The organism is Nocardioides zhouii (genome assembly GCF_004137345.1).
Classification (GTDB): Bacteria; Actinomycetota; Actinomycetes; order Propionibacteriales; family Nocardioidaceae; genus Nocardioides; species Nocardioides zhouii.
The window spans coordinates 60654-83750 of record NZ_SDWV01000003.1; the positions used below are offsets into that span (position 1 = coordinate 60654).

At 71.9% G+C, this 23097-nt stretch carries 23 protein-coding genes; 13 read left to right on the forward strand and 10 right to left on the reverse strand.

Features of this window, described 5'->3' with window-relative positions:
• Positions 1–52: 52 nt before the first annotated feature.
• Both EUA94_RS03530 and cobA read right to left on the reverse strand, forming a co-directional pair.
• Complete coding sequence (locus tag EUA94_RS03530) at positions 53–865, reverse strand: TrmH family RNA methyltransferase (RefSeq protein WP_129424772.1); 813 nt, start codon at positions 863–865, stop codon at positions 53–55.
• Positions 858–2081, reverse strand: coding sequence for a uroporphyrinogen-III C-methyltransferase (gene cobA, locus EUA94_RS03535; protein ID WP_129424774.1), 1224 nt, complete (start codon positions 2079–2081; stop codon positions 858–860). The genes EUA94_RS03530 and cobA overlap by 8 nt, the downstream gene beginning before the upstream one ends.
• A 49-nt stretch (positions 2082–2130) precedes the next feature.
• On the opposite strand from cobA, the gene EUA94_RS03540 reads away from it, so the two are divergent.
• From EUA94_RS03540 to EUA94_RS03560, 5 genes are all read left to right on the forward strand, one after another.
• Entirely contained in the window at positions 2131–2658 is a 528-nt protein-coding gene (locus EUA94_RS03540; RefSeq protein ID WP_129424776.1) for a YbhB/YbcL family Raf kinase inhibitor-like protein, read from the forward strand.
• 236 nt (positions 2659–2894) lie between these two features.
• Entirely contained in the window at positions 2895–3470 is a 576-nt protein-coding gene (locus tag EUA94_RS03545) for a CAP domain-containing protein (RefSeq protein WP_165356784.1), read from the forward strand.
• A 128-nt stretch (positions 3471–3598) separates the two neighbouring features.
• Positions 3599–4396 carry an ABC transporter permease gene (locus EUA94_RS03550; RefSeq protein WP_129424780.1) on the forward strand — a complete coding sequence of 266 codons (798 nt, stop codon included), beginning with the start codon at positions 3599–3601 and terminating at the stop codon, positions 4394–4396.
• Positions 4389–5192, forward strand: a complete 804-nt coding sequence (locus EUA94_RS03555) for an ABC transporter permease (RefSeq protein WP_207210380.1) — start codon at positions 4389–4391, stop codon at positions 5190–5192. Before EUA94_RS03550 ends, EUA94_RS03555 begins: the two co-directional genes overlap by 8 nt.
• 1 nt (position 5193) lies before the next feature.
• Entirely contained in the window at positions 5194–6165 is a 972-nt protein-coding gene (locus EUA94_RS03560; protein ID WP_129424782.1) for an ABC transporter ATP-binding protein, read from the forward strand.
• Between the two features lie 4 nt (positions 6166–6169).
• Here the strand turns inward: EUA94_RS03560 and EUA94_RS03565 are convergent, their stop codons facing one another.
• Positions 6170–7318, reverse strand: a complete 1149-nt coding sequence (locus tag EUA94_RS03565) for a PP2C family protein-serine/threonine phosphatase (protein ID WP_129424784.1) — start codon at positions 7316–7318, stop codon at positions 6170–6172.
• A gap of 99 nt (positions 7319–7417) precedes the next feature.
• Between EUA94_RS03565 and EUA94_RS03570 the strand changes: the two genes are divergently transcribed.
• On the forward strand, positions 7418–8416 hold the full coding sequence (locus EUA94_RS03570) for an alpha/beta hydrolase (RefSeq protein ID WP_242494658.1): 999 nt from the start codon (positions 7418–7420) through the stop codon (positions 8414–8416).
• A gap of 187 nt (positions 8417–8603) precedes the next feature.
• The gene (locus EUA94_RS22360) at positions 8604–9722 is read left to right on the forward strand and encodes a peptidase associated/transthyretin-like domain-containing protein (protein WP_207210403.1); all 1119 of its coding nucleotides are present in this window, start codon (positions 8604–8606) and stop codon (positions 9720–9722) included.
• A gap of 60 nt (positions 9723–9782) precedes the next feature.
• Here EUA94_RS22360 and EUA94_RS03580 read toward each other — a convergent pair whose 3' ends face one another.
• The 4 genes from EUA94_RS03580 to EUA94_RS03595 are packed head-to-tail and all read right to left on the reverse strand — an operon-like array spanning position 9783 to position 13025.
• A complete protein-coding gene (locus EUA94_RS03580) occupies positions 9783–10544 on the reverse strand; it encodes a sulfite exporter TauE/SafE family protein (protein WP_129424786.1) in 762 nt (253 codons plus the stop codon).
• Positions 10541–11659, reverse strand: a complete 1119-nt coding sequence (locus EUA94_RS03585) for an SPFH domain-containing protein (RefSeq protein ID WP_129424788.1) — start codon at positions 11657–11659, stop codon at positions 10541–10543. The genes EUA94_RS03580 and EUA94_RS03585 overlap by 4 nt, the downstream gene beginning before the upstream one ends.
• A 48-nt stretch (positions 11660–11707) precedes the next feature.
• Positions 11708–12169, reverse strand: coding sequence for an NfeD family protein (locus EUA94_RS03590; protein WP_129424790.1), 462 nt, complete (start codon positions 12167–12169; stop codon positions 11708–11710).
• A 49-nt stretch (positions 12170–12218) separates the two neighbouring features.
• Entirely contained in the window at positions 12219–13025 is an 807-nt protein-coding gene (locus EUA94_RS03595) for an ABC transporter ATP-binding protein (protein ID WP_129424792.1), read from the reverse strand.
• A gap of 90 nt (positions 13026–13115) precedes the next feature.
• Here EUA94_RS03595 and EUA94_RS03600 point away from each other — a divergent pair, with 90 nt between their 5' ends.
• Both EUA94_RS03600 and serB read left to right on the forward strand, forming a co-directional pair.
• On the forward strand, positions 13116–13826 hold the full coding sequence (locus EUA94_RS03600) for a hypothetical protein (protein WP_129424794.1): 711 nt from the start codon (positions 13116–13118) through the stop codon (positions 13824–13826).
• A gap of 74 nt (positions 13827–13900) precedes the next feature.
• Positions 13901–15124, forward strand: coding sequence for a phosphoserine phosphatase SerB (gene serB, locus EUA94_RS03605; protein ID WP_129424796.1), 1224 nt, complete (start codon positions 13901–13903; stop codon positions 15122–15124).
• On the opposite strand, the gene EUA94_RS03610 is transcribed toward serB, so the two are convergent.
• Together EUA94_RS03610 and EUA94_RS03615 are read right to left on the reverse strand one after the other, a co-directional pair.
• Entirely contained in the window at positions 15090–15887 is a 798-nt protein-coding gene (locus EUA94_RS03610) for a putative protein N(5)-glutamine methyltransferase (RefSeq protein WP_129424798.1), read from the reverse strand. The genes serB and EUA94_RS03610 overlap by 35 nt on opposite strands.
• Entirely contained in the window at positions 15884–16414 is a 531-nt protein-coding gene (locus EUA94_RS03615) for a SixA phosphatase family protein (RefSeq protein ID WP_242494659.1), read from the reverse strand. The genes EUA94_RS03610 and EUA94_RS03615 overlap by 4 nt, the downstream gene beginning before the upstream one ends.
• A 48-nt stretch (positions 16415–16462) precedes the next feature.
• On the opposite strand from EUA94_RS03615, the gene EUA94_RS03620 reads away from it, so the two are divergent.
• From EUA94_RS03620 to EUA94_RS03630, 3 genes are read left to right on the forward strand one after another with little or no spacing between them, the layout of a single operon-like run.
• Complete coding sequence (locus tag EUA94_RS03620) at positions 16463–17443, forward strand: cyanophycinase (protein WP_129424801.1); 981 nt, start codon at positions 16463–16465, stop codon at positions 17441–17443.
• Positions 17440–20217: a cyanophycin synthetase gene (gene cphA / locus EUA94_RS03625; protein WP_129424803.1), complete on the forward strand. Its 2778-nt coding sequence runs from the start codon at positions 17440–17442 to the stop codon at positions 20215–20217. Before EUA94_RS03620 ends, cphA begins: the two co-directional genes overlap by 4 nt.
• On the forward strand, positions 20218–20583 hold the full coding sequence (locus EUA94_RS03630) for a cupin domain-containing protein (protein ID WP_129424805.1): 366 nt from the start codon (positions 20218–20220) through the stop codon (positions 20581–20583). It abuts the gene before it with no gap.
• A gap of 516 nt (positions 20584–21099) precedes the next feature.
• Here EUA94_RS03630 and EUA94_RS03635 read toward each other — a convergent pair.
• On the reverse strand, positions 21100–22527 hold the full coding sequence (locus EUA94_RS03635) for an MFS transporter (protein WP_129424806.1): 1428 nt from the start codon (positions 22525–22527) through the stop codon (positions 21100–21102).
• Between the two features lie 50 nt (positions 22528–22577).
• On the opposite strand from EUA94_RS03635, the gene EUA94_RS03640 reads away from it, so the two are divergent.
• Entirely contained in the window at positions 22578–23087 is a 510-nt protein-coding gene (locus tag EUA94_RS03640) for a winged helix-turn-helix transcriptional regulator (RefSeq protein WP_129424808.1), read from the forward strand.
• Positions 23088–23097 lie beyond the last annotated feature (10 nt).

The window sequence follows — 23097 nt, forward strand, 5'->3', positions numbered from 1 at the left end:
CATGAGGTGTGGCGATGCGGCGGTCCGGACCGCCGCATCGTGACACGTCCGATCAGCGCCGGGCCGCGATGTAGCAGGCGACCGCGGTGGCCGCGGCGACGTTGAGCGAGTCGATGCCGGCGCGCATCGGGATGATCGCCCGTCGGTCGGCGGAGGACTCCCAGCGGGTGGACAGCCCGTGGCCCTCCGACCCGAGCACCAGGGCGAGCCGGTCGACTCCGGCGACCGCCTCCTCGATCGGCACCGAGTCGGGCGACAGCGTGAGCGCGACGCTGGTGAACCCGCGCCGGGCGAGGTCCGGCAGGGCGTCGTACCAGTCCGGCAGCCGCGTCCAGGGCGTGGTGAAGACGGCGCCCATGCCGACCTTGATGGACCGGCGGTAGAGCGGGTCGGCGCAGCGCGGCGCCAGCAGGACGGCGTCGAAGCCGAGCGCCGCGCCGGAGCGGAAGATCGCGCCGACGTTGGTGTGGTCGACGAGGTCCTCGAGCACCAGGACCGAGCGGGCACCGGCCAGCACGTCGTCGACGGGCGGCAGCGGCCGCCGGTGGAGCGACGCGAGCGCTCCCCGGTGCACGTGGAAGCCGGTGACCTGCTCGATGAGGGCCTCGGACAGGACGTAGACGGGGGCGTCGCCCGATCCGAGCACGTCGGCCAGGCCGTCGAGCCACCGCGGCGCCATCAGGAAGGAGCGCGGCGCGTAGCCCGCCTCGATCGAGCGGCGGACGACCTTCTCGCCCTCGGCGAGGAACAGGCCGTGCTCGGCCTCGAGGCTCTTGCGCAGCTCCACGTCGCGCAGGTCGCGGTAGTCGGCCAGGCGTGGGTCGTCGGCGTCGGCGATCTCGACGAGCTGCGGGGCGTCAGGCACGCCCGTAGTGTGCCGGACGCGCGACCGCGACCACTTCTCCGATCACGATGATCGCCGGCGGCACCACGCGGTGCGTGGCGAGGTCGTCGGCGAGTGACCCGAGGGTGCTCAGCACCGTGCGCTCGGTCGGCATGGTGCCGTCGACGATGACGGCCGCGGGCGTGTCGGCGGACCTGCCGCCCCCGACGAGGGCGGCGGCGATCGCGGGTGCGTTGTCGACGGCCATCAGCAGGACGATCGTGCCGCGCATCCGGGCCACCGCGTCCCACGCGACGAGCGAGTCCGGGTGGCCGGGCGGGAGGTGCCCGGAGATCACGGTGAACTCGTGGGCCACTCCGCGGTGGGTGACCGGGATGCCCACGCGGGCCGGGACCGAGAGCGCGGACGTCAGGCCGGGTACGACGGTGACGGGCACGTCGGCGGCGGCGCAGGCCAGCAGCTCCTCGAAGCCGCGACCGAACACGAAGCTGTCCCCGCCCTTGAAGCGTACGACGCGCTTGCCGGCGCGGGCGCGGGCGACGATCACCTCGTTGATGGCGTCCTGCGACGCCGAGCGACCGCGCGGCAGCTTGGCCACGTCGATGAGCTCGACGTGCGGGCCCAGCTCGTCGAGGAGCTCGCGCGGGGCGAGCCGGTCGGCGACGACGACGTCGGCCGAGGCGAGCGCGTGGCGGGCGGCGACGGTGACGAAGTCGGGCTCGCCGGGTCCACCGCCGACCAGGACGACCCCCGGGCTCCGGTCGTGGGCGTCGGTGGCGGTCAGGTGGCCGTCGCGCAGGGCCGTGACGATGTCGTCGCGCAGCGCCGCCGACTTGCGGGGCTCTCGGTTGCCCAGCACGCCGATGGTGACGCTCCCGTGGTGCCCGACGGCGGGCGTCCACGCGGATCCGCCGAGGGCATCGTCGGCGCGTACGCAGAAGGTGTGCCGGCTCTCGGCGGCGGCGGCGACCCGGGCGTTGACGGCCGGGTCGTCGGTGACGGCCACGACGTACCAGGCACCGTCGAGGTCGGTCTCGGTGAAGTCGCGCAGGTGCAGCGTCAGCTCGCCGGCAAGTCCCTCGAGCGCCGGGGTGACCTCGGGGCTGACCAGCGTGACCTCGGCGCCCGCGGCCAGGAAGGTCGGCACCCGCCGCTGGGCGACGTGTCCCCCGCCGACCACGACGACCTTCCGTCCGGCCAGGACGAGTCCGGCGAGGTAGGGATGCGGGTCGGTCATGGTCCATTGTCTCCGGGCCGGTCATGGAGGGCGTGGCTAGGTTCGAGGGATGAGCACTGGCATCGAACGACCCGTGGCCCCCAACCCCTACGAGTACCTGCCGCAGACCGCGTCCTTCACCGTCACCAGCGACGACGTGACCGACGGCGCCGCGCTGAAGGACGATCAGGTGGCGGCCCTCGGCAACACCTCGCCCCAGCTGAGCTGGTCCGGGGCGCCCGAGGGGACGCAGTCCTACGTGGTGACCTGCTTCGACCCCGACGCTCCGACCCCCAGCGGCTTCTGGCACTGGGTCCTCGTCGACGTCCCGGCCGACGTGACGTCCCTCGACACCGGCGCCGCGTCCGGCACCCTCCCGGGCGAGGCGTTCCACGTCCGCAACGACGGCGGCGAGTCGGGCTTCATGGGCGCGGCCCCGCCGGAGGGCGACCACCCGCACCGCTACTTCTTCGTGGTGCACGCCGTCGGGGCGCCGAGCCTCGGTGTCGACGCGGACGCCTCCCCGGCAGTCGTCTCCTTCAACCTGGCGTTCAAGACGCTCGGCCGCGCGATCGTGCACGGCACCTACCAGCACTGACCCACCCAGCACGCAGCACCAGGCCCGTACGGGGCCCGATGGTCGAGACCTTCATGGTCCAGACCACCGGGCCCCTTTTTCGTGTTCCGCCTCTCGAGCGCAGCACGCGCGCTTTGATCTGCACCGAGACGTTTCTCGCCCGTTCGTAGCCCGAAACTTGACGTAGCACCCCTTGTTACAAGATTCTCTCAAGATCCACTCCCCCGCTCTCGTGGATCCGCCCCGGAGGAATGACCGTGCCCCACTCCCGCTCCCTTGCCCGGCTCGCGACGATCGCCGTCGCTGCAGCCGCGGTGTGCAGTGTCCCGGCGGCCGCCGACGCGAAGGACTGGTCCGGCCCGCGGAGCACGGCGAACTGGTCCGGCCCGCGGACCGCAGCGCACGTGGTCACCAGCGCCGGTGGCGACCTCGACGACACCTCCGACGCCGTCGCGACCGACGCCCTCGAGGACGCACTGATGGCGGAGATCAACGAGGCGCGTGCGGCCAACGGCCTGCGCAAGATCTGGAACTTCGACGCGTGCACCGACCAGCTCGCCGAGGAGTGGGGCCAGCAGATCGCCCGCACCGGGCTCTTCGAGCACCGGGACCAGAACGAGGTCATCCGCAGGTGCAACAACTCGTGGGCCGGCGAGACGCTGGTGCGCGGTGTGGGTCTCACCCCTGACGTCATGGTCGACCTCTGGCTCGACTCCCCCGGCCACCGCGAGATCCTCCTCAACCCCCGCGCGCGCCGCGCCGGCGTGTCCATCGACCAGGACAGCCAGGGCCGCGTGATCGGCGTGGTCAACCTCGTGCGGCACACCAGCTGACGGCCGATCCCGGCCAGCACGCGTACGAGGTGCGCGTGTCACCACACATGTGAGACGATCCCCGACCCCCTCGTGGGTGGGCCGGGGATCGTCTTTCATGAAGGGGTCGCGTTGTGAGGGGTGGGGGGATGTTGCACGTCGCCGTCGCGACCCGCACCTTCCGCCGCTACTCGACCTATCGGGCGGCTACCCTCGCCGGCATCTTCACCAATTCCGTCTTCGGCGTCATCTACTCCTACGCCTACCTCGCGCTGTGGAACGAGAACCCGACGGCGGGTGGCTACGACGCGCAGGACGCGGTGACGTACGTCTGGCTCGGGCAGGCGCTGCTGATGACCATCGCCCTCTGGGGCGGCGGCACCACCGACGACCTCGCCGAGCGGGTCCGCACCGGCGACATCGCGATCGACCTCTACCGCCCCGTCGGCCTGGTCGGGTGGTACCTCGCGAGCGACCTCGGCCGGGCGGCGTACCACCTGCTCACGCGCGGCTTCGGGCCGACGCTGATCGGCATCGTCGTCTTCGACATCGCGCTGCCCGCGTCGCCGCTCCACGCCGTCGCGTTCGCCGTGTCGCTGGTGCTCGCCGTCATCGTGAGCTTCGCGATCCGGTTCCTCGTGGCCAGCACCGCGTTCTGGCTGCTCGACCAGTCGGGCGTGAAGGTGATGAGCGGCGCGTTCGCGATCTTCTTCAGCGGGATGATGCTGCCGCTGGTGCTCTTCCCCGGCTGGCTCGGCACCCTCTCCAACGCGTTGCCGTGGGCGTCGTACGTCCAGGTGCCGGCCGACATCTGGCTCGGCAAGCACGTCGGCACGGGGCTGCTGGCCGCGCTCGGCTTCCAGGTCTTCTGGGCCGTGGTGCTGCTGGCCGCCTGCCAGGGCGTCCTGCGGCTCGCGACCCGCAAGGTGGTGGTGCAGGGTGGTTGACCTGACCCACCTGCGCACCTACGGCCAGATCGCCTGGCTCTGGATCCGCGCCGCCTGGCAGTACCCCACGTCGTTCGTGCTCCTCGCGGTCGGCAACGGGATGATCACCGGGCTGGACTTCGTCGGCCTCTGGATCATGTTCGCCCACCTCAACGACCTCGAGGGGTTCACGCTGCACGAGGTGGCGCTACTCTACGGCAGCGCCTCGCTGGCCCTCGCGTTCGCCGACACTGCGATCGGCAGCGTCGAGCGGATCGGCACGTACATCCGCACCGGTCGCCTTGACCAGATGATGACCAAGCCGGTGCCGCTGCTGGTGCAGGTCTGCGCCGACCAGTTCACCCTCCGCCGGCTCGGCCGGCTGACCCAGGCGAGCGTGGTGTTCGGGTGGGCGTGCACGTACGTCGACTGGACGCCGCTGAGGGTCGTGGTGGCCGTGTCGATGCTCGTCAGCGGCGCGCTCGTGTTCTTCGGCCTCTTCGTCGGCTTCTCCTGCATCCAGTTCTGGACGACGGACGCCACCGAGTTCGCCAACGCCTTCACCTACGGCGGTGCGACTGTCACCCAGTACCCCCTCAACATCTTCCCGCGCGAGGTGATGGTCGGGCTGACGTTCGTGATTCCCGTCGCCTTCGTGAACTGGTATCCCTGTCTCTACCTCCTCGGTCGCCCCGACCCCTTCGGCAACCCGGAGGTCCTGCAGTTCGCGTCACCGCTCGCCGGCGTGCTGACGATGGCGGCCGCCCTGCTCGTGTGGCGCTCCGGCGTCCGCCACTACACCTCCACCGGGAGCTGACATGTCGTCCGACCCAGGACCGCTGATCGACGTACGCGACCTCGCGCGCACCTTCGACGTACGCCGTCGGGTCGAGGGAAAGCGCCGCCGGGTGCGTGACGAGGTGCACGCCGTCCACGACCTCACCTTCTCCGTCGCGGCCGGCGAGATGGTCGGCTACATCGGGCCCAACGGGGCCGGCAAGTCGACGACCATCAAGATGCTGACCGGCATCCTCGTGCCCACCGGCGGACAGGTCCGCGTGGGCGGGCTCGACCCCAGTCGCGAGCGCGTCCAGCTCGCCCGCCGGATCGGGGTGGTCTTCGGCCAGCGCTCGACGCTCTGGTGGGACCTGCCGTTGCGCGACTCGTTCGACCTGCTCCAGAAGATGTACCGCATCCCACCGGCGCGCTACCGCGAGAACCTGGCCCGATTCGTCGAGCTCCTCGACCTCGGCGCCCAGCTCGACACCCCGGTGCGCCAGCTCAGCCTCGGCCAGCGGATGCGCGGCGACATCACTGCGGCACTGCTCCACGACCCCGAGGTGATCTACCTCGACGAGCCCACGATCGGCCTCGACGTGGTGAGCAAGGGCCGGCTGCGCGAGTTCCTCCGCGCGCTCAACCAGGAGCGCGGCACGACGCTCCTGCTGACCACCCACGACCTGCAGGACATCGAGGCCCTCTGCGACCGCGTGATCGTGATCGACCACGGCACGAGCGTGTACGACGGCTCGCTGGCCGGGCTGCACGCCCAGGGCGGCTCCTCCCGCACTCTGGTCGTCGACCTGGTCGACGAGGCCGCGCCCATCGACGTACCCGGGGCCCAGGTCCGCAACGTCGAGGGACCGCGGCAGTGGCTGTCCTTCCCCAGCGACGCTAGCGCCGCGCCGATCGTCGCGGCGGTGGCGTCGGCGTACGACGTCGCGGACCTCTCCATCCAGGAGCCCGACATCGAGGACGTCATCCGCGAGCTCTACTCCCGGGGCGCCTGAGGCGTCAGCCCAGGCCGCGGTGCCGCTCGGAGTCGCGCTCGGGCGAGGTCAGCGGCTGGCGCTCGAGGACGAGCATGGCCCGGTCGTCGTCGCCGCGGGGCACCTTCTTGAGCACCCGTCGGGGCATGCCGGTGAAGCCGCGGGCGTCGACGGCCTGCAGTGCCACGTCGCGCAGCCAGTCGATGCCGTCGTCGAGGTCACGGTCGGCGGTCTCGATGACGCCGTCGGTGTAGAACATGAGCGCCTCACCCGGACGGAGCCGCCCGCGGCTCGGGGTGAAGTCGGCCTCGGGGATGACGCCCAGCGCCATCCCCCGGGCGTTGTCGACCGTCCAGCCACGCTGCCCCAGGTGCCAGTGGAGCGCCGGCGGGTGGCCGGCGCTGGTGATCGTGTAGTCGCCGGTGACGAGGTCGACCTTGATGTGGACCGCGGTGGCGAGGGACTCGTCGGACTCCTGGCGGAGCAGGAACTGGTTGGCCGCCGACATCAGCTCGGCGGGCGGGAGCGCGCCGATGAGCCCGCCCAGGGCACCGGCGAACTGCAGCGCCTGCGGCCCCACCGAGGTGCCCTTGCCGCACACGTCGACCAGCGCCATCTCCAGCCAGCGCCCCTCGCGCAGGTCGGCGACGAGGAAGTCGCCGGCATAGCTGGGGCCGTTGGCGGTGATGGTGGCCGACTGCGTACGCCAGCCGTCGGGCAGCGGCGGCACGACGCCCTGGCGCTGGAGCCGGTCTCGCAACTGGCTCAGCACTGCCTCGCTGAGCGCCATCGGCAGGCCGGAGCGCTGCTTGCTCGCCTGGTAGAGCGCGAGCAGGAGGCCGACGGCGAGGATGACGAGCCCCGTGGACCTGTGGGCCGTCGCGAAGCTGCTCTCGACCGAGGTCCACCACGCGACGACGCCCAGGACGAGACCCAGCACCAGCAGCGGGACGAACCGCAGCAGCATCGTGCCGAGCATGAGGAAAAGGAACCAGAGCGAGACCGGCACGACCACCCGGGTCAGCGCGCCGATGGTCACCGCCACGACGATGAGCGTGACGAGGATCAGAAGGAGGAACGCCTGGCTCGCCCGCGACCCCGTACGCCAGCCGTCGACCCGCTGACGGACATAGGTGGAGGACCCGCGCACCAGGGACTCCCACGCGTTCGACACGGCTGCAGGGTAGAGCCCGGCTCACGGCCCTCGCGGTCGAACCACGAAAACCGCGGGAGCCTCGCGAGCGGCCCGTACACGCGCCACTAGGGTTGCCCCATGCCTCCGGAGCCCCTGCAGGCCGACGTCCTCGGTCCTGACTACCGGGTAGAGACGATCTCGCTCCCGCCGGACAGCGAGGGGTCCGTGGTCGCCACGCTGGTGACGCTCGAGCCGGACCGGCCCAACGGACGGGCCGTGCTGCACGTGCACGGCTTCGCCGACTACTTCTTCCACACCGAGTACGCCCGGTGGTGGGCCGACCGCGGCTACACCTTCTACGCCGTCGACCTCCGCAAGTACGGCCGGTCACTGCGCGAGCACCAGACCCCCAACTACGTCTCGGACCTGCACGAGTACTTCGCCGAGATCGACCTCGCCTGGTGGCGCATCACCCAGCGCGACGGGCACCGCGAGGTGATCGTGTCGGGACACTCGACGGGCGGCCTGACGGTGCCCCTCTGGGCGCACGAGCGCCGACCGGCGGAGCTGACGGCGATGGTGCTGAACTCGCCGTGGTTCGACATGCAGGGAGCCGCCTGGCTGCGCAGCCCGGCCGCGCGCGTGGCCATCGAGCGGCTCGGCACCTCCCGGCCCATGCGGGAGATCCCGCGCAAGGTCAGCCCGGTCTACGGCCACTCGCTCCACGTCGAGCACGGCGGCGAGTGGGACTACGACCTGGCGTGGAAGCCGCTCGAGTCCCGCCCCGTGTACGTCGGCTGGCTCCGAGCAGTGCGCCGCGGCCACGCGCAACTGCACGCCGGGCTGGACGTGACCTGCCCGATCCTGGTGCTGTCGTCGGCGCGCTCCTGGTTCGGCGAGCAGACCGACGAGACCGTGACGACCCACGACATCGTCCTCGACGTCGAGCAGATCCGGCGGTGGGCCTCGTCCGTCGGCCGGCACGTCACCTCGATCGGGATCGACGGCGCCATGCACGACGTGGTGCTGTCTCGGCCCGAGATCCGCGCACAGGCGTACGACGCACTCGAGAGGTGGCTGGGTGCCTGGGTGGAGCGCTCGTCAGTCAGCCCGGACGCCGGCGACGCGCACTCCTAGCCCCTTTCCTGACGGTCTGTCCCGGAAGTCAGGATCTGTTCGTGACCTGTCTGGTCCAGCCGTACACCCTTGGTAACACAGCGGTAACAATCAGCCACTGAATGGTGACAACGCCAGCGGGAGATCCCTCCCGATCTCACTGTGGGCAGCGCGTCGCGCCGCGATGTCTCTATGTGGGGAGAAGAACATGCACGTGTACAGCAAGCTGGGGGGAGCCGCTCTCGCGGTCGCCGTCGGCATCAGTTCGACCATGCTCGTCGCAGGGCCGGCCGAGGCCGCCAAGCCGACCCGGATCAAGGGGTCCGTCACCTCGGAGGACGGCACCCCGCTTCCCGGCATCGTGGTGACCACGCTCGCCGACCCCGCCGGCACCGGCCAGTGGGTCGCGGTGGACGACGCGGTCACCGGCCTCGGCGGCGGATACAACGTCGGCAAGCTCGACGACGGCATCTACCGCGTGCGGTTCGACGACCCGACGGGCGCGTACGCCACGGAGTTCTACAACGACGCCCCCCGCATCGAGTCCGCCGCCCCGGTGGACCTCACGAACGGCGGCTTCCCGACGCTCGCGACCGCGAAGCTCGCCGGTGCAGCCCACCTGGTCGGCACCGTCACCGGGAGCGACACCAACGGCGTTGCCGGGGCAGAGGTGACGGCGTACGTCCGCCAGGGCGCCTCCGCATGGACGTCCTTCCGGACGGTCGTGGCCGGCTCCGACGGCACCTACGACATCGGCGGCCTGTCCGCCGGCGAGTACACGCTCGGCTTCCGCGACCCCGCCTCCAACGTCACCGAGTACTGGAACGACCGCGCCGCGATCGCCGACGCCGACCCCGTGACGGTCCCGAGCGCCGGACGTTACGACGTGTCCCTGGCGACGCCCACGCCGCCGACGCCGACGCCCACCCCGACGCCGACGCCGACGCCGACTCCGACGCCGACTCCGACGCCGACGCCGACTCCCACGGTGACCCCGACCCCGACCCCGACACCCGTGGCACCGGTCGTGGTGACGACGACCCCGACGGCTGCTGCGGTCACGGTCATCAAGCGGCCGCGCATCAAGGGCCTCGCCGAGGTGGGCGAGCGGCTGCGGGTGACCAAGGGGACCTGGAACCCCACGTCGGTCACGCGCACGGTGCAGTGGCTCGCCAACGGCAAGAGGATCAAGAACGCGACGAAGAACCGCCTGCGCCTGACCAGCAAGCTGGTCGGCAAGAGGATCTCGGTGCGGGTCGTCGCCACGGCCGCGGGCCGCACGCCGGTCACCGTGACGACGCGCAGGACCAAGCGCATCGCCGACTGAACGGGTCCTGCCGCCCCTCCACCTCAGGCAGGGGCGGCAGGCACCATCGAGCGACGACTGTCAGACGAGCAGGACCACCAGCGCGGTCACGCCGACGACGGCGATCACGGCCCGCAGCAGGCCGGGCGGCAGTCGGCGGCCGACCGTCGCCCCGAGCTGGCCTCCGACGACCGAGCCCAGGGCGATGAGGCCCGCGACCAGCCAGTCGATGTCCGCGGCGGCGATGAAGACGGTCGCCGCGACGGCGTTGACGAGCAGGGCGAGGACGTTCTTGGTCGCCGTGTGCCGCTGCATCGAGTCGACCACCCCGATGCCCAGGACCGCCATCAGCAGGACGCCCTGCGCGGCACCGAAGTAGCCGCCGTACACCCCCGTCGCAGCCACGGCCGGCCACACCCACCAGACGCCGTGGTCGGGGATGCCGCCGCGCGACTCGGCACGCGCGGCCACGGCGCGCTGGATCCGCGGCCCGAAGACGACGAGCAGCACGCCGAGCAGGATCAGCACCGGCACGATGGCGTCGAACGCCGCCGACGGCAGCACGAGCAGCAGCACCGCGCCGACGATCCCGCCGATGAGGGACGCCGATCCCAGCCGCAGCACGCGCGAGCGCTGTCCCACCAGCTCGCGCCGGTAGCCGACGACGCCGGACAGGCTGCCGGGCACGAGCCCGACGGTGTTGCTGACGTTGGCGGTCACCGGAGGTACGCCGAACGCCAGCAGGGTCGGGAACGTGATCAACGTTCCCGACCCCACCACTGCGTTGATGGTGCCGGCCGCCACTCCTGCGAGCGTGACCAGCACGGCCTCGAGCGGACTCACGCCGTGGGAGGCTCCCCCGCCGTGCCCTCACTCGGCGCCGGGTCGACCGGGGTCGCGCGGGTCTGGCTGGCCGACTCGGCGGCCGCGATGGCGTCCTGCACGGCCTTGCTGGTGGCGCTGAGCTCGTTGTCACCGGACGAGCGCGGCAGCTGGGGCTCCGTGGGTCCCATGTCGACGCGCGTACGCGGCGTGGCGTCCTTCGGGATACCGGCGATCTCGTGGATCGAGGAGCCGAGGCCCTCGAGGGCCTTGGTGATCTCGGACGGGATGACCCACACCTTGTTGGCGCTGCCCTCGGCGATCTTCGGCATCATCTGGAGGTACTGGTAGGCCAGCAGCGACTGGTCGGGCTGACCGTCGTGGATCGCCTGGAAGACGGTCTGGATGGCCTGGCCCTCACCCTGCGCACGCAGGATCGAGGCCTCGCGGTCGGCTTGCGCGCGCAGGATCTGCGACTCGCGGTCACCCTCGGCGTTGAGGATCTGCGACTGCTTCGAGCCCTCGGCCGTGAGGATCGCGGCCTGTCGCTGGCCCTCGGCGGTGAGGATGACGGCGCGCTTCTCGCGGTCGGCGCGCATCTGCTTCTCCATCGAGTCCTTGATGGAGGGCGGCGGGTCGATGCCCTTGAGCTCCACGCGGTTCACGCGGATGCCCCACTTGCCGGTGGCCTCGTCGAGGACGCCGCGCAGGCCGGAGTTGATGGAGTCGCGGCTGGTCAGCGTCTCCTCGAGGTCCATGCCACCGACGATGTTGCGCAGGGTGGTCATGGTGAGCTGCTCGATGGCCTGGATGTAGTTGGCGATCTCGTAGGTCGCGGCCACCGGGTCGGTGACCTGGAAGTAGATGACGGTGTCGATAGAGACGACGAGGTTGTCCTCGGTGATCACCGGCTGCGGCGGGAAGCTCACGACCTGCTCGCGCAGGTCGATGAGGTAGCGCAGCTTGTCCATGAAGGGCACGAGGATGTTGAGGCCCGCAGGCAGCGTGGCCTTGTACTTGCCGAAGCGCTCGACGACGGCGGCGCGTGCCTGGGGCACGATCTTGACCGTCTTCGAGAGCATGACGACGACGAATACGACGACGAGCAGGAACAGGACCAACAGGGCTGTGGGCATTCGGTTCTCCCCCGGGTGTGGTGTAGCGGTGGTGTGGCGGTGCCGTGCTCAGGACTCGAGCGTGGCCACGGGGTGGACGTAGGCCGTCGCACCCTTGATCTGCAGGATCTCGACCGTCTCACCGGGCGCGATCCTCAGGTTCTCGTCGTACGGCAGGGCGGTCCACGTCTCGCCGCCGGCCTTGATGCGACCCGCGTTGAGACCGGTGATCTCCTCGGTGACCATGCACCGGGTGCCGACCAGTTTGCCGTGGCCGAGGGACAGCTCCGGCCCGGCGTGGAGGCGCTTGATGAAGGCCGGACGTACGAGCGAGAGGGCCGCGACGGACGCGGCGAGCGCCAGCAGGATCTGCGCAACGACCGGGAGTCCGATGAGGGCGGCCACCATGCCGATCACGGCGCCGGCCGCGAGCATGGCGAGGATCAGGTCCAGGCTGAACATCTCGGCGACCCCGAGCGCGATCGACAGCGCCAGCCAGGTCTCCCAGAGGTGGTCGCGGATCCAGTCCATGACCAGACCCTATCCAGTCGTGCGCAGCGCGGGCCGGACCTCGGCCCTGCTAATCCTGGCGGATCCGCTGCGCCGGTCGGCGGCGTGCGGCGTACCGGTCGTCGGCACGGGTCAGCAGCAGCGGCATGCCGAACGTCTCCGACAGCGTCTCGGCGGTCACGACGTCCTCGACCGGGCCGGCGTCGACCACCCGTCCCTCGCGCAGCAGCAGGGCGTGGGTGAAGCCGGGCGGGATCTCCTCGACGTGGTGCGACACCAGGACGGTGGCGGGCGAGTCGGGGTCGAGGGCGAGCTCGGACAGCGTCGCGACGAGGTCCTCGCGACCGCCGAGGTCGAGCCCGGCGGCGGGCTCGTCGAGGAGGAGCAGCTCGGGGTCGGTCATCAGCGCCCGCGCGATCTGCACCCGCTTGCGCTCGCCCTCGCTCAGCGTGCCGAAGGTGCGCTCGGCCAGGTGGCTCGCGCCCACCTCGGTGAGGAGCTGGGCGGCGCGGTCGTGGTCGAGGTCGGCGTAGTGCTCACGCCACCGACCGACCACGCCGTAGGACGCGGAGACGACCACGTCGCGGACCAGCTCGGACCGGGGGATCCGGTCGGCCAGCGCGGCGCTCGTCAGCCCGATGCGCGGGCGGAGGTCGAAGACGTCGGTGGTGCCGAGCACCTCGTCGAGGATGCCGGCCACGCCGGCGGTCGGGTGAAGCTGTGCAGCGGCCACCTGGAGCAGCGTCGTCTTGCCGGCGCCGTTGGGCCCGAGGACCACCCAGCGCTCGTCCTCCTCGACCTCCCAGCTGACGTCATCGAGCAGGAGGGACCGGCCACGGCGCACGGTGACCCCTGCGAACTCGATGACCGCGACCATGGGCGTCACCCTATCCAGCGCGCGGGCCGCGCCCCGGCCTGACACGACGGCCGGACGGCGGCGGGATGACGGCGGGTAGCCTCGCCCGCGATGTCGACGTCCCCGCTCGCGCTCCCCCACTCCGCGGTCCTGGCCTGGTGGCTGACCGCGTGGCTGCGCGGGCACGAGCAGACCGACCACGTGCTCGACGTCCTCGCCGGTGACACGCACCTCCTCGAGGGCGGCTCGGCGCTCGACCTGCTGGCGCTCGCGCGGTCCCGCGGGGCGGCGTACGCCGGGCTCGCGCTGCCGGTCGAGGGCGATCCGCTCGGCCTCGGTGGGCCGCGCGACTTCAACGCCGCCGCGATGGACGCGGGCCAGGCGGTCGTGGCGGGCAGCCTCGGGCTGGTGCCCGAGGAGCAGGGCGAGACCGTGCAGTGGCGGGCCTTCGAGGCCGACCGACGCCAGCTGCCCGACGTGGGCGAGGCCGACCGTACGCTGCGCGAGGCGCTGCTCGGGGCGGCCGACAGCCTGGCCGGCCTCGACGTCGCACGCTGGCGCCCCGAGGCCGCCGACGCCCTGATGAACCTGCACCACCGACCGACCGTCGAGGCACCGCTCGGCACCCCGACCCGATGCGTCAACCTGGCCGCCCGGGGGCTGCAGGCCTGGGCCATCGTCGACCTGGCGCTCGTCGACGACGGCGGCGCGCTGTCGTCGTACGAGGTCGACCAGCGCCGCGGCGTGCTGCAGCCGCTGGGTCGGGCGGCCCGTCGCGCGCTGGTCGCGGCCTGCTCGCCCGAGGTGTGGCCGGACCGCTGATGTAGCACCGACGCGCCCGGTGGGCGGACGTCCCGCGGGTCCGTGGTGCGGGCAGGACTAGCCTTCCCCACACCATGGAAGACCAGCCGAAGACTCTCCTGGTCACCCTCACGGGCAAGGACCGGCCCGGCGTCACCTCCGCGATCTTCGCGGCGCTCGCGGCGGCGGGGGTCGAGGTCATCGACATCGAGCAGATCGTGCTGCGGCGCAGGCTCGTGCTCGGCATCCTGGTCACCGCACCGCGGGACTGGAAGAAGCTCCGCGACGTCATCGAGCGCACCGCGACCGATCTGGACATGAACGTCGAGGTCGACCGCGGCGCCGGCGACAACCGGAGCCGCTCCGGCGACCGCTCCCACATCACGATCATCGGCAAGCCGCTGAAGGCCTCGGCGATGGCCGCGATCGCCGGCCGGATCGCCGACTCGGGCGCCAACATCGACAAGATCGAGCGGATGGCGCGCTACCCCGTGACCGCGATCGAGCTGCACGTGTCGGGCGCACCTGCCGACCGGCTCCGCCCGCTGCTGGCCGCCGAGGCGGTCCGGCAGGGCATCGACCTCGCCGTGCAGCGCGACTCCCTGCACCGCCGCGGCATCCGGCTGATCGTGATGGACGTCGACTCGACCCTCATCCAGGGTGAGGTGATCGAGATGATCGCCGCCCATGCCGGTCAGGAGGCCGAGGTCGCGCGGGTGACCGAGGCGGCGATGCGCGGCGAGCTCGACTTCGAGACGTCGCTGCGCGAACGAGTGGCGCTGCTGGCCGGTGTGCCCGCGACCGCCCTCGACGAGGTCTACGACGCGATCGAGCTCGCCCCGGGTGCCCGGACCATGGTCCGTACGCTCCGGCGGCTGGGCTACCGCTTCGCGATCGTGTCGGGCGGCTTCACGCAGATCACGGACCGCCTCGCCGCGGACCTCGGCATCCACTTCGCCCGCGCCAACGAGCTCGAGATCGTCGACGGTGTTCTCACCGGCCGCATCCTCGGCGAGGTCGTCGACCGCGCCGGGAAGGCCGTCGCGCTGCGGGAGTTCGCGACGGAGGTCGGCGTGCCGCTCGACGCCGTGATCGCGATCGGCGACGGCGCCAACGACCTCGACATGCTCAACGCGGCCGGGCTCGGCATCGCGTACAACGCCAAGCCGGTCGTACGCGACGCGGCGGACACGTCGGTCAACGTCCCCTACCTCGACGCGATCCTCTACCTGCTCGGCATCTCCCGCGAGCAGATCGAGGACGCCGACGCGGCGGTCGGGATCGTCACGCCTGCTCCCCCACTGGGCCTCGACGACTGAGGATCCCCACCGCAACACAGCCGCCAATGTCGTCGTCCAGCTCGACGTCGGCCTCGAGGCCCCCGGCCTGCATGGCGGCGGTCGTCAGCGCCGCCTGGGACGGACTGGTCTCGACGAGCAGCACGCCGCCGGGCGCCAGCCAGTCGGCCGCACCGGCAGCCAGTCGACGGTGCAGGTCGACTCCGTCCGCGCCACCGTCGAGGGCGGCCCTCGGCTCGTGGTCGCGGGCCTCGGGCGGCATGTCGGCGATCCGGTCGGTCGGCACGTAGGGCGCGTTGGCCACCAGTACGTCGACCCGGCCGCGCAGGGCGGTCGGCAGCGCGGCGTACAGGTCGCCGAGGTGCGCAGCGGACGTCGGTGCGTTGAGCCGGGCGCAGTCCAGCGCGACCTCGCTCAGATCCGCCACGTGCAGCTCGACCGGGAGGTCCGCCAACGCGGCGGCCACCGGCGCGACCCCGCAGCACATCTCGACGACCACCGGCGGAGCGACCGTCCGCGGTGCCGCGACCAACATGCGCGTCAGCCGCGCGAGCAGCTCGGTGCGGCGCCGCGGGACGAAGACGCCAGGCGCGACCACGAGTCGGCGGCCCAGGAACTCGACCCAGCCGAGCACCGTCTCCAGCGGCTCACCGGCGACCCGGCGCGCGACGAGCGCCTCCAGCTCCTCAGGACCGGCCGCGGCGGCCTCCAGCAGGGCCGCCTCGTCCTCGGCCCACACGCACCCGGCGGCCCGCAGTCGGGCGACGACGTCGGGACCGCTCACGCATCCCCTGCGTGGAAGGCCTCGAGCCGCCCCGTCCCGGGGCCGAGATCGGCCCACGGGCCCTCGACGGTGAACACGACCAGGGCCGAGGTCGGGAAGCCGCGGGTGACCATGCCGGTGGTGGCGTCCGGGTCACCCTCGCCGTCGTCGATCAGTTCCGCGACGTACGCCATGGTGGGGTTGTGGCCGATCACAATGAGCGACGTCACGGCCGGGTCGGTCTCGCGCAGCAGGTCGAAGGCGGAGTCCGATCCCGCGGCGTAGAGGCCCGCCGAGAAGTCGACGGTGGACTCGTCCCAGCCGGCCCCGCCGGAGACCTGCTCCCAGGTCTGGCGCGTGCGTACGGCGTCGGAGACGAGCGCCAGGTCAGGCGCGATCCCCTGCCCGCGCAACCAGCGCCCGGCAGCCTCCGCGTCGGCCCTCCCGCGGGATGCCAGCGGACGTTCGTGGTCCGAGGGCGCGGTCGCCTCGGCCTTGGCGTGACGCATGATGACGAGCCGTCGCGAGGCTCCGCTCCCGAGGTCCAAGCCTGACTCCTGCATCGGCCCACCCTTGCAGCCGCTAGCCTGCCTGTCATGCCCAGCGGACCACTCATGATCATCGGTGGTGCCGAGGACAAGGTGCGCAAGCCGACGATCCTCAAGCACTTCGTCGCCCTGAGCGGTGGTCCGGACGCCCGGATCGCCGTCATCCCGACAGCGTCTTCCCTGGGGCGGGAGGTGGTCGATGTCTACGACGCGCTCTTCTCCAAGTTCGGCGCGGCGCGCGTCGACGCCGTACGTCCGGAGTCGCGCGAGCAGGCCCACGACCCCGCACTGGTCAAGGCGCTGGACGAGGCGACCGGCATCTTCATGACGGGCGGCAACCAGCTCAAGCTGTCGTCGATCATCTGCGGCACGCCGGTCGGAGACGCGATCCTGCGGGCCCACGACCGCGGCGCAGTGGTGGCCGGCACGTCGGCGGGGGCGAGCATCCAGTCCTCCCACATGGTGGCCTTCGGCGTCGGCGGTGCGACCCCCAAGCAGCGGATGACGCAAGTCGCCGCCGGGCTCGGACTGGTGGACTCGACCGTGATCGACCAGCACTTCGACCAGCGCAACCGCTACGGCCGGCTGCTGATGATCGTGTCCCAGAGCCCTCAGCTGCTCGGGATCGGCGTCGACGAGGACACCTGCGGACTCGTCGAGGACGTCGACGGCGACATGGTCATGCGGGTGCTCGGCAAGGGCGCCGTGACGATCTTCGACGGCGCGCGGATGACCTCCAACGCCTACGAGGCCAAGCGGTCCTCGCCCCTCCTCGCCAGCGGCGTGATCTTCCACGTCCTCCCCGAGGGCGCCGTGTTCAACCTCTCGACCCGCACCCTGGTGCCGCAGGAGCCGGTGGTTGCCGGCGAGGACGCCGAGGAGCTCGCCGAGGCCACCCGCGACCTGCGCCAGCTCGTCCGCGACATCGCTGCGGCCGACGCCGCCCCCGCCGCGATCCGGCGGCGCCTCGCGCTGAGACGGACCCGCTCCACGCCCCCGACCACGCCCGACCAGGGAGACCCCTCATGAGTGAGCGACCCACTCCGGACCTCGAGATCATCGAGACGCGCGTCTACCGCGGCGCCAATGTCTGGTCCTACGACAAGTCGATCCACCTGGTGGTCGATCTCGGGTCGCTCGAGCAGTTCCCCACCAACACCATCCCCGGGTTCAGCGAGGACCTGGTCTCGATGCTGCCGGGCCTGCGCGAGCACTCGTGCTCGCGCGGACGCCGCGGCGGCTTCCTCGAGCGGCTCAACGAGGGCACGTGGCTCGGCCACGTCGCCGAGCACGTGGCGCTGGCCCTGCAGCAGCTGGTCGGGCACGACATCCGGCGGGGCAAGACGCGCGCCGTCAAGGGCCAGCCCGGCCACTACAACATCATCTACGGCTACGTCGACGAGAACGTCGGCCTGACCGCAGGACGCCTCGCCGTACGCCTGGTCAACCACCTCGTCGAGGGCGACCCCGACTTCGAGTGGGAGACCGAGCGCGACGAGTTCATCCGCCGCGCGGAGCGCACCGCGTTCGGCCCGTCGACGCAGGCGATCGTCGACGAGGCGGTGTCGCGCGACATCCCCTGGATCCGGCTCAACCAGTACTCCCTCGTCCAGCTCGGCCAGGGCGTCCACGCCAAGCGCATCCGCGCGACGATGACGTCCGAGACCTCGTCGATCGCCGTCGACATCGCCTCCGACAAGGACCTCACCACCAAGCTCCTCGGCGCGGCCGGCCTGCCGGTGCCCAAGCAGGAGTCGGTGCGCTCGGAGGACCAGGCCGTCGCGGCCGCCCGCCGGATCGGCTTCCCCGTCGTCCTCAAGCCGCTCGACGGCAACCACGGTCGCGGCGTCTGCCTCGACCTGCAGGACGACGACGACGTACGCGCCGCCTTCCCGATCGCCGAGGGCCAGTCGCGTCGCGGCACCGTCATCGTCGAGTCGTTCGTGACCGGCAAGGACTACCGCTGCCTGATCATCGACGGCCGGATGGTCGCCATCGCCGAGCGCGTGCCCGCCTCGGTGACGGGCGACGGCACGTCGACCGTACGGTCGCTCGTCGACCTCACCAACGCCGACCCGCGGCGCGGTGTCGGCCACGAGAAGGTGCTCACCCGGATCAAGGTCGACGACGCCGCCATCGAGGTGCTCGCCGACCAGGGCCACACGCTCGACTCGGTGCCCGCCGAGGGCGAGATGGTGAAGCTGGCGCTGACCGGCAACATGTCGACCGGCGGCATCTCGATCGACCGCACCTTCGAGGCGCACCCGGAGAACGTCGAGATCGCCGAGGAGGCCGCCCGCATGGTCGGCCTCGACATCGCCGGCATCGACTTCATCTGCCCCGACATCACCGAGCCCGTACGCGAGGCGGGCGGCGCGATCTGCGAGGTCAACGCGGCGCCGGGCTTCCGGATGCACACGCACCCGACGATCGGTGAGCCGCAGTTCATCGCCAAGCCGGTCGTCGACATGCTCTTCCCGCCGGGCGCGACCTCGCGGATCCCGATCGTCGCCGTCACCGGCACCAACGGCAAGACCACCACGAGCCGGATGATCGCCCACATCTTCAAGGGCCTCGGCCGCAAGGTGGGCATGACCTCCACCGACGGTGTCGTCATCGACGAGCGCCTGGTGATCCGGGCCGACGCGTCCGGTCCGCGCTCGGCGCGGATGGTGCTGCAGAACCCCCGCGTCGACTTTGCGGTCTTCGAGGTCGCCCGCGGCGGCATCCTGCGCGAGGGCCTCGGCTACGAGCGCAACGACGTCGCGGTCGTGCTCAACGTCCAGCCCGACCACCTCGGCCTCCGCGGCATCGACACCGTGGAGCAGCTCGCGGATGTCAAGGCGGTCATCGTCGAGGCGGTGCCGCGCGACGGCCACGCCGTGCTCAACGCCGACGACCCGCTGGTGCGCGAGATGCGTCGCAAGTGCTCGGGCCAGGTCGTCTGGTTCTCGATGGAGGAGCCGGGCAGCGAGGTGCGCGACATGATCGACGCGCACTGCCGTCGCGGCGGGAAGGCCATCGTGCTCAACCCGACCGAGCGCGGCGAGATGATGGTCGTCCAGCACGGCCGCCGCGAGATGCAGCTGGCGTGGACCCACCTGCTGCCGGCGACGTTCAACGGGCGCGCCCGGATGAACGTGCAGAACTCGCTGGCCGCTGCGGCCGCGGCGTTCGCCGCCGGTGCCCCGCTGCACGACATCCGCCAGGGGCTGCGCACCTTCTCGACGAACTACTACCTCTCCCCCGGCCGCCTCAACGAGGTGGACGTCAACGGCGTGAACGTGATCGTCGACTACTGCCACAACGCGCCCGGCATGAAGATGCTCGGCGACTTCGTGGACCGCGTCGGCGACTCGCTCGAGTCCTCGCACGACCTGGCCCGCCCCTCGCGTATCGGCATCATCGCCACCGCGGGCGACCGGCGCGACCAGGACATGGTCGAGCTCGGCACGATCGCCGCCCAGCACTTCGACGTGTGCATCATCCGCGAGGACGTCGCGCTCCGCGGCCGCGAGCGCGGTGCGACCGCGCAGCTGGTGCTGGACGGCGTACGGGCTGCGATGGACGACGGGGCGCGCTGCAAGCAGGCCGAGATGGTGCTCGACGAGATCGAGGCCGTCCGCCACGCGATGAGCCGTGCGAACGCCGGCGACCTCGTCGTCGTCTGCGTCGACAAGCACGCCGAGGTCATGTCGGAGCTGGAGAACTGGTCCGACGTCGCCCAGGCCGGCTCCGGCGGCAACCCCGACGCGCCCTCGGCCGACCCGGACTACACACCGCCCACCACCACCGAGTCCTGAGTGCGGCTCCTCGACCTCTCCGACCTCCCCCACCGCCCCATCGAGGCGCACGGGAGTCACGGGTTCTCGGTCGGTGCGTTCGGGATCAGCGCCGACGCCCACCTGATCGCCGTCGCCCTCGTCCCCGGCGGCACGATCGGTCGCCACCCCGCGGCCGGACGGCAGCTGCTGGTCGTGCTCACCGGCGAGGCCGAGGTCAGCGGTGCGGAGCTGACCGTACGCCGCATCGGCCCCGGCCAGGCCGCAGTCTGGGAGCCAGGCGAGGTCCACGAGACCCGCTCGCCCCGCGGGATGACGGGGATGATCGTCGAGGGCGACCTCGACATCGGCGCCCCCGGCGAACAGGTCGACCCCGGCGACGTCTGACCCTTGCTTGTCGCCTCTCTGGGAGCGGTGCGTGAGACATGTTCTCGGCGTTCTGAAGGTGTCTCACCACCGCTCCGCGCCCCGCCTGCCGAGCGGTGGCCCAGCCACCTTCGTGCGCCAGGAAGTGTCGCTCCACCACCGCTCGGGCACGTGTCGGCGTACGACGCGCGCGGCAGCGGTGGTCCAGCCACAGTCGACGCCCGGAGAGTGTGGCTCAGCCACCGCTCGCCTCGCTGGGAGCGGTGAGTGAGGGGCATTCCGACACGTCGGCGTACGCCTCACGCACCGCCCATGGGCGTGTCGGCGTACGACGCGCCCGGCAGCGGTCAGTGAGGCGCCTTCCAGCGGATCGCAACCCGCCTCACTCACCGCCCACGGTCGCCGCGCCTCGCGAGCGGTGGCCCATCCACCTTCGTACGCCACGAAATGTCGCTCCACCACCGCTTGGGTGCGTGTCGGCGTACGACGCGCCCGGCAGCGGTGGTCCACCCACAGTCGAGGCCCGGAGAGTGTGGGTCAGCCACCGCTCGTCGGGGCATCAGTCGGGGCATCAGCCGGGGCATCGGCCGGGGCATCGGCCGGCACCGCGACCTCGGCGGGCACCACCCGCTCACCGAGGAGCGCCACACCTAGGGCCCCCACAAGAGACACCAGCGCGGTCACGATCACGGCGCGGTGCCAGCCGTCGACCAGCGCCTGGGCGGTGACCGCACCGACGGGCGCAGCGACGACCGAGACGACGGTGACGCCGAGGGCGGAGCCGAGGTAGCGCGCGGTGTTGTTGGCGCCGCTGCCGAGACCGGCCTGGCCCGGCGGGACGCTGGCCACGCTCTCGCGACCCATCGCCGCGTTGAGCACGCCGGTGGCGATGCCGGCGAGCAGGAGGCCGGGGACGAAGGCCGCGGGGCCGCTGGTCGTGCCCACGCCCAGCACCAGCAGCTGGCCGACGCCGATCACGAGCAGCGCGCCGGCCATCTGGTTGCGGCCGCTCCAGCTCGCGGGGAGCCGACGCGCGCCGATCGCCGTCACCACGCTGGGTGCCGACCAGGCCAGCATCAGCCAGGCGGCGGTCGTGGCGGAGATGCCGAGACCCGCGCCGACGAACCCGGCGACGTACGACATCAGCGCGATGATGCCGGCCCCGGTGGCCAGGCCGGCGATGTTCACCGCGCGGAAGGCGGGTCGGTGGAGGAGGCCGAGGTCGAGCATCGGGTGGGTCGAGCGTCGCTCGACGAGCACGAAGCCCGCCAGCAGCGCCAGGCCCGCGGCGAGCAGCAGCACCGGAACCGCACCCCACCCACCGCGGCCCTCGGTGAGCCCGGCGAGCACGGCAGCGGTCCCGGACGCCATCAGCACGACGCCGGCGACGTCGAGCGGCGCCCGGTGCGCGCTGCGCGATTCCGGGCAACCCCGGCCGGCCACCGCCAGCGCCAGCCCCGCGACGCCCAGGACGACGTACACGTCGCGCCACGAGTGGAGCAGGCCCAGGTAGTTGCCCAGGAGCGGACCGATGGCGATGCCGGCGCCGATGCTCGCGCCCCAGATGCCCGTCGCCCTCCCCCGCTCGACCGGGTCGGGGTGCGCCTCGGCGATCATCCCCAGGCCGGCCGCGACGACGGCTGCGCCACCCGCGCCGGCGAACACGCGCGACACGACGAACGTGGTGACATCGCCTGCGACAGCGCCGAGGAGCGAGGACACGCCGAGCACCAGCGCGCCGATGACGAACCAGCGCCGCCGGCCGTAGTCGTCGGCCAGCCGGCCCGCGGTCAGCAGGAACGCGCCGAGGCCGATGCTCATCGAGCTCAGCACCCAGGTGCCGCCGGCATGTCCGGCGCCCAGCCCGGCGACGGTCTGGTTGAAGTTGGCCAGCGGGGCGGTGAAGGCGACCAGCACCGCGACCGTCCCGAGCGAGGCGGTGATCAGCGTGCGTCGGGCCGTCACGACACGTCCTTTAGTTCGATGAACAGACCAAACCACGATAGCATCGCTCCATGGCCCTTGGCACCGACTACCCGCGGCAGGACTGCGGCATCGCCCGCTCGCTCGAGCTGATCGGCGAGCGCTGGACGCTGCTGATCCTGCGCGACTGCTTCCTGGGCGTACGCCGCTTCACCGACTTCCAGACGCACCTCGACGTGTCCCGGGGCGTGCTGGCCTCCCGCCTCGACGCCCTCGTCGCCGAGGGGCTCCTCGAGCGGGTCGGCGACGGCCACCCGTCGTACGAGCTCACCGAGGACGCGATCGGTCTCTGGCCGGCCCTGCTCCTCCTCGCCCAGTGGGGCGACGAGCGCACCAGCCCCGGCCGCCCGCGGCGGACGTTCCACCACGTCGGGTGCGGGACCCTCGGTCGCGACGGACGGTGCACGACCTGCGACACCGCGCCGCATCCCCGTGACGTCGAGACCCGCCGGGGCCCAGGGGCCGACCCGACGCTCCGCGACGACGCCGTCTCCCGGGCACTCCGGGTGCCCCACCGGTTGCTGGAGCCCCTGCAGACCTGAGACGCGACGC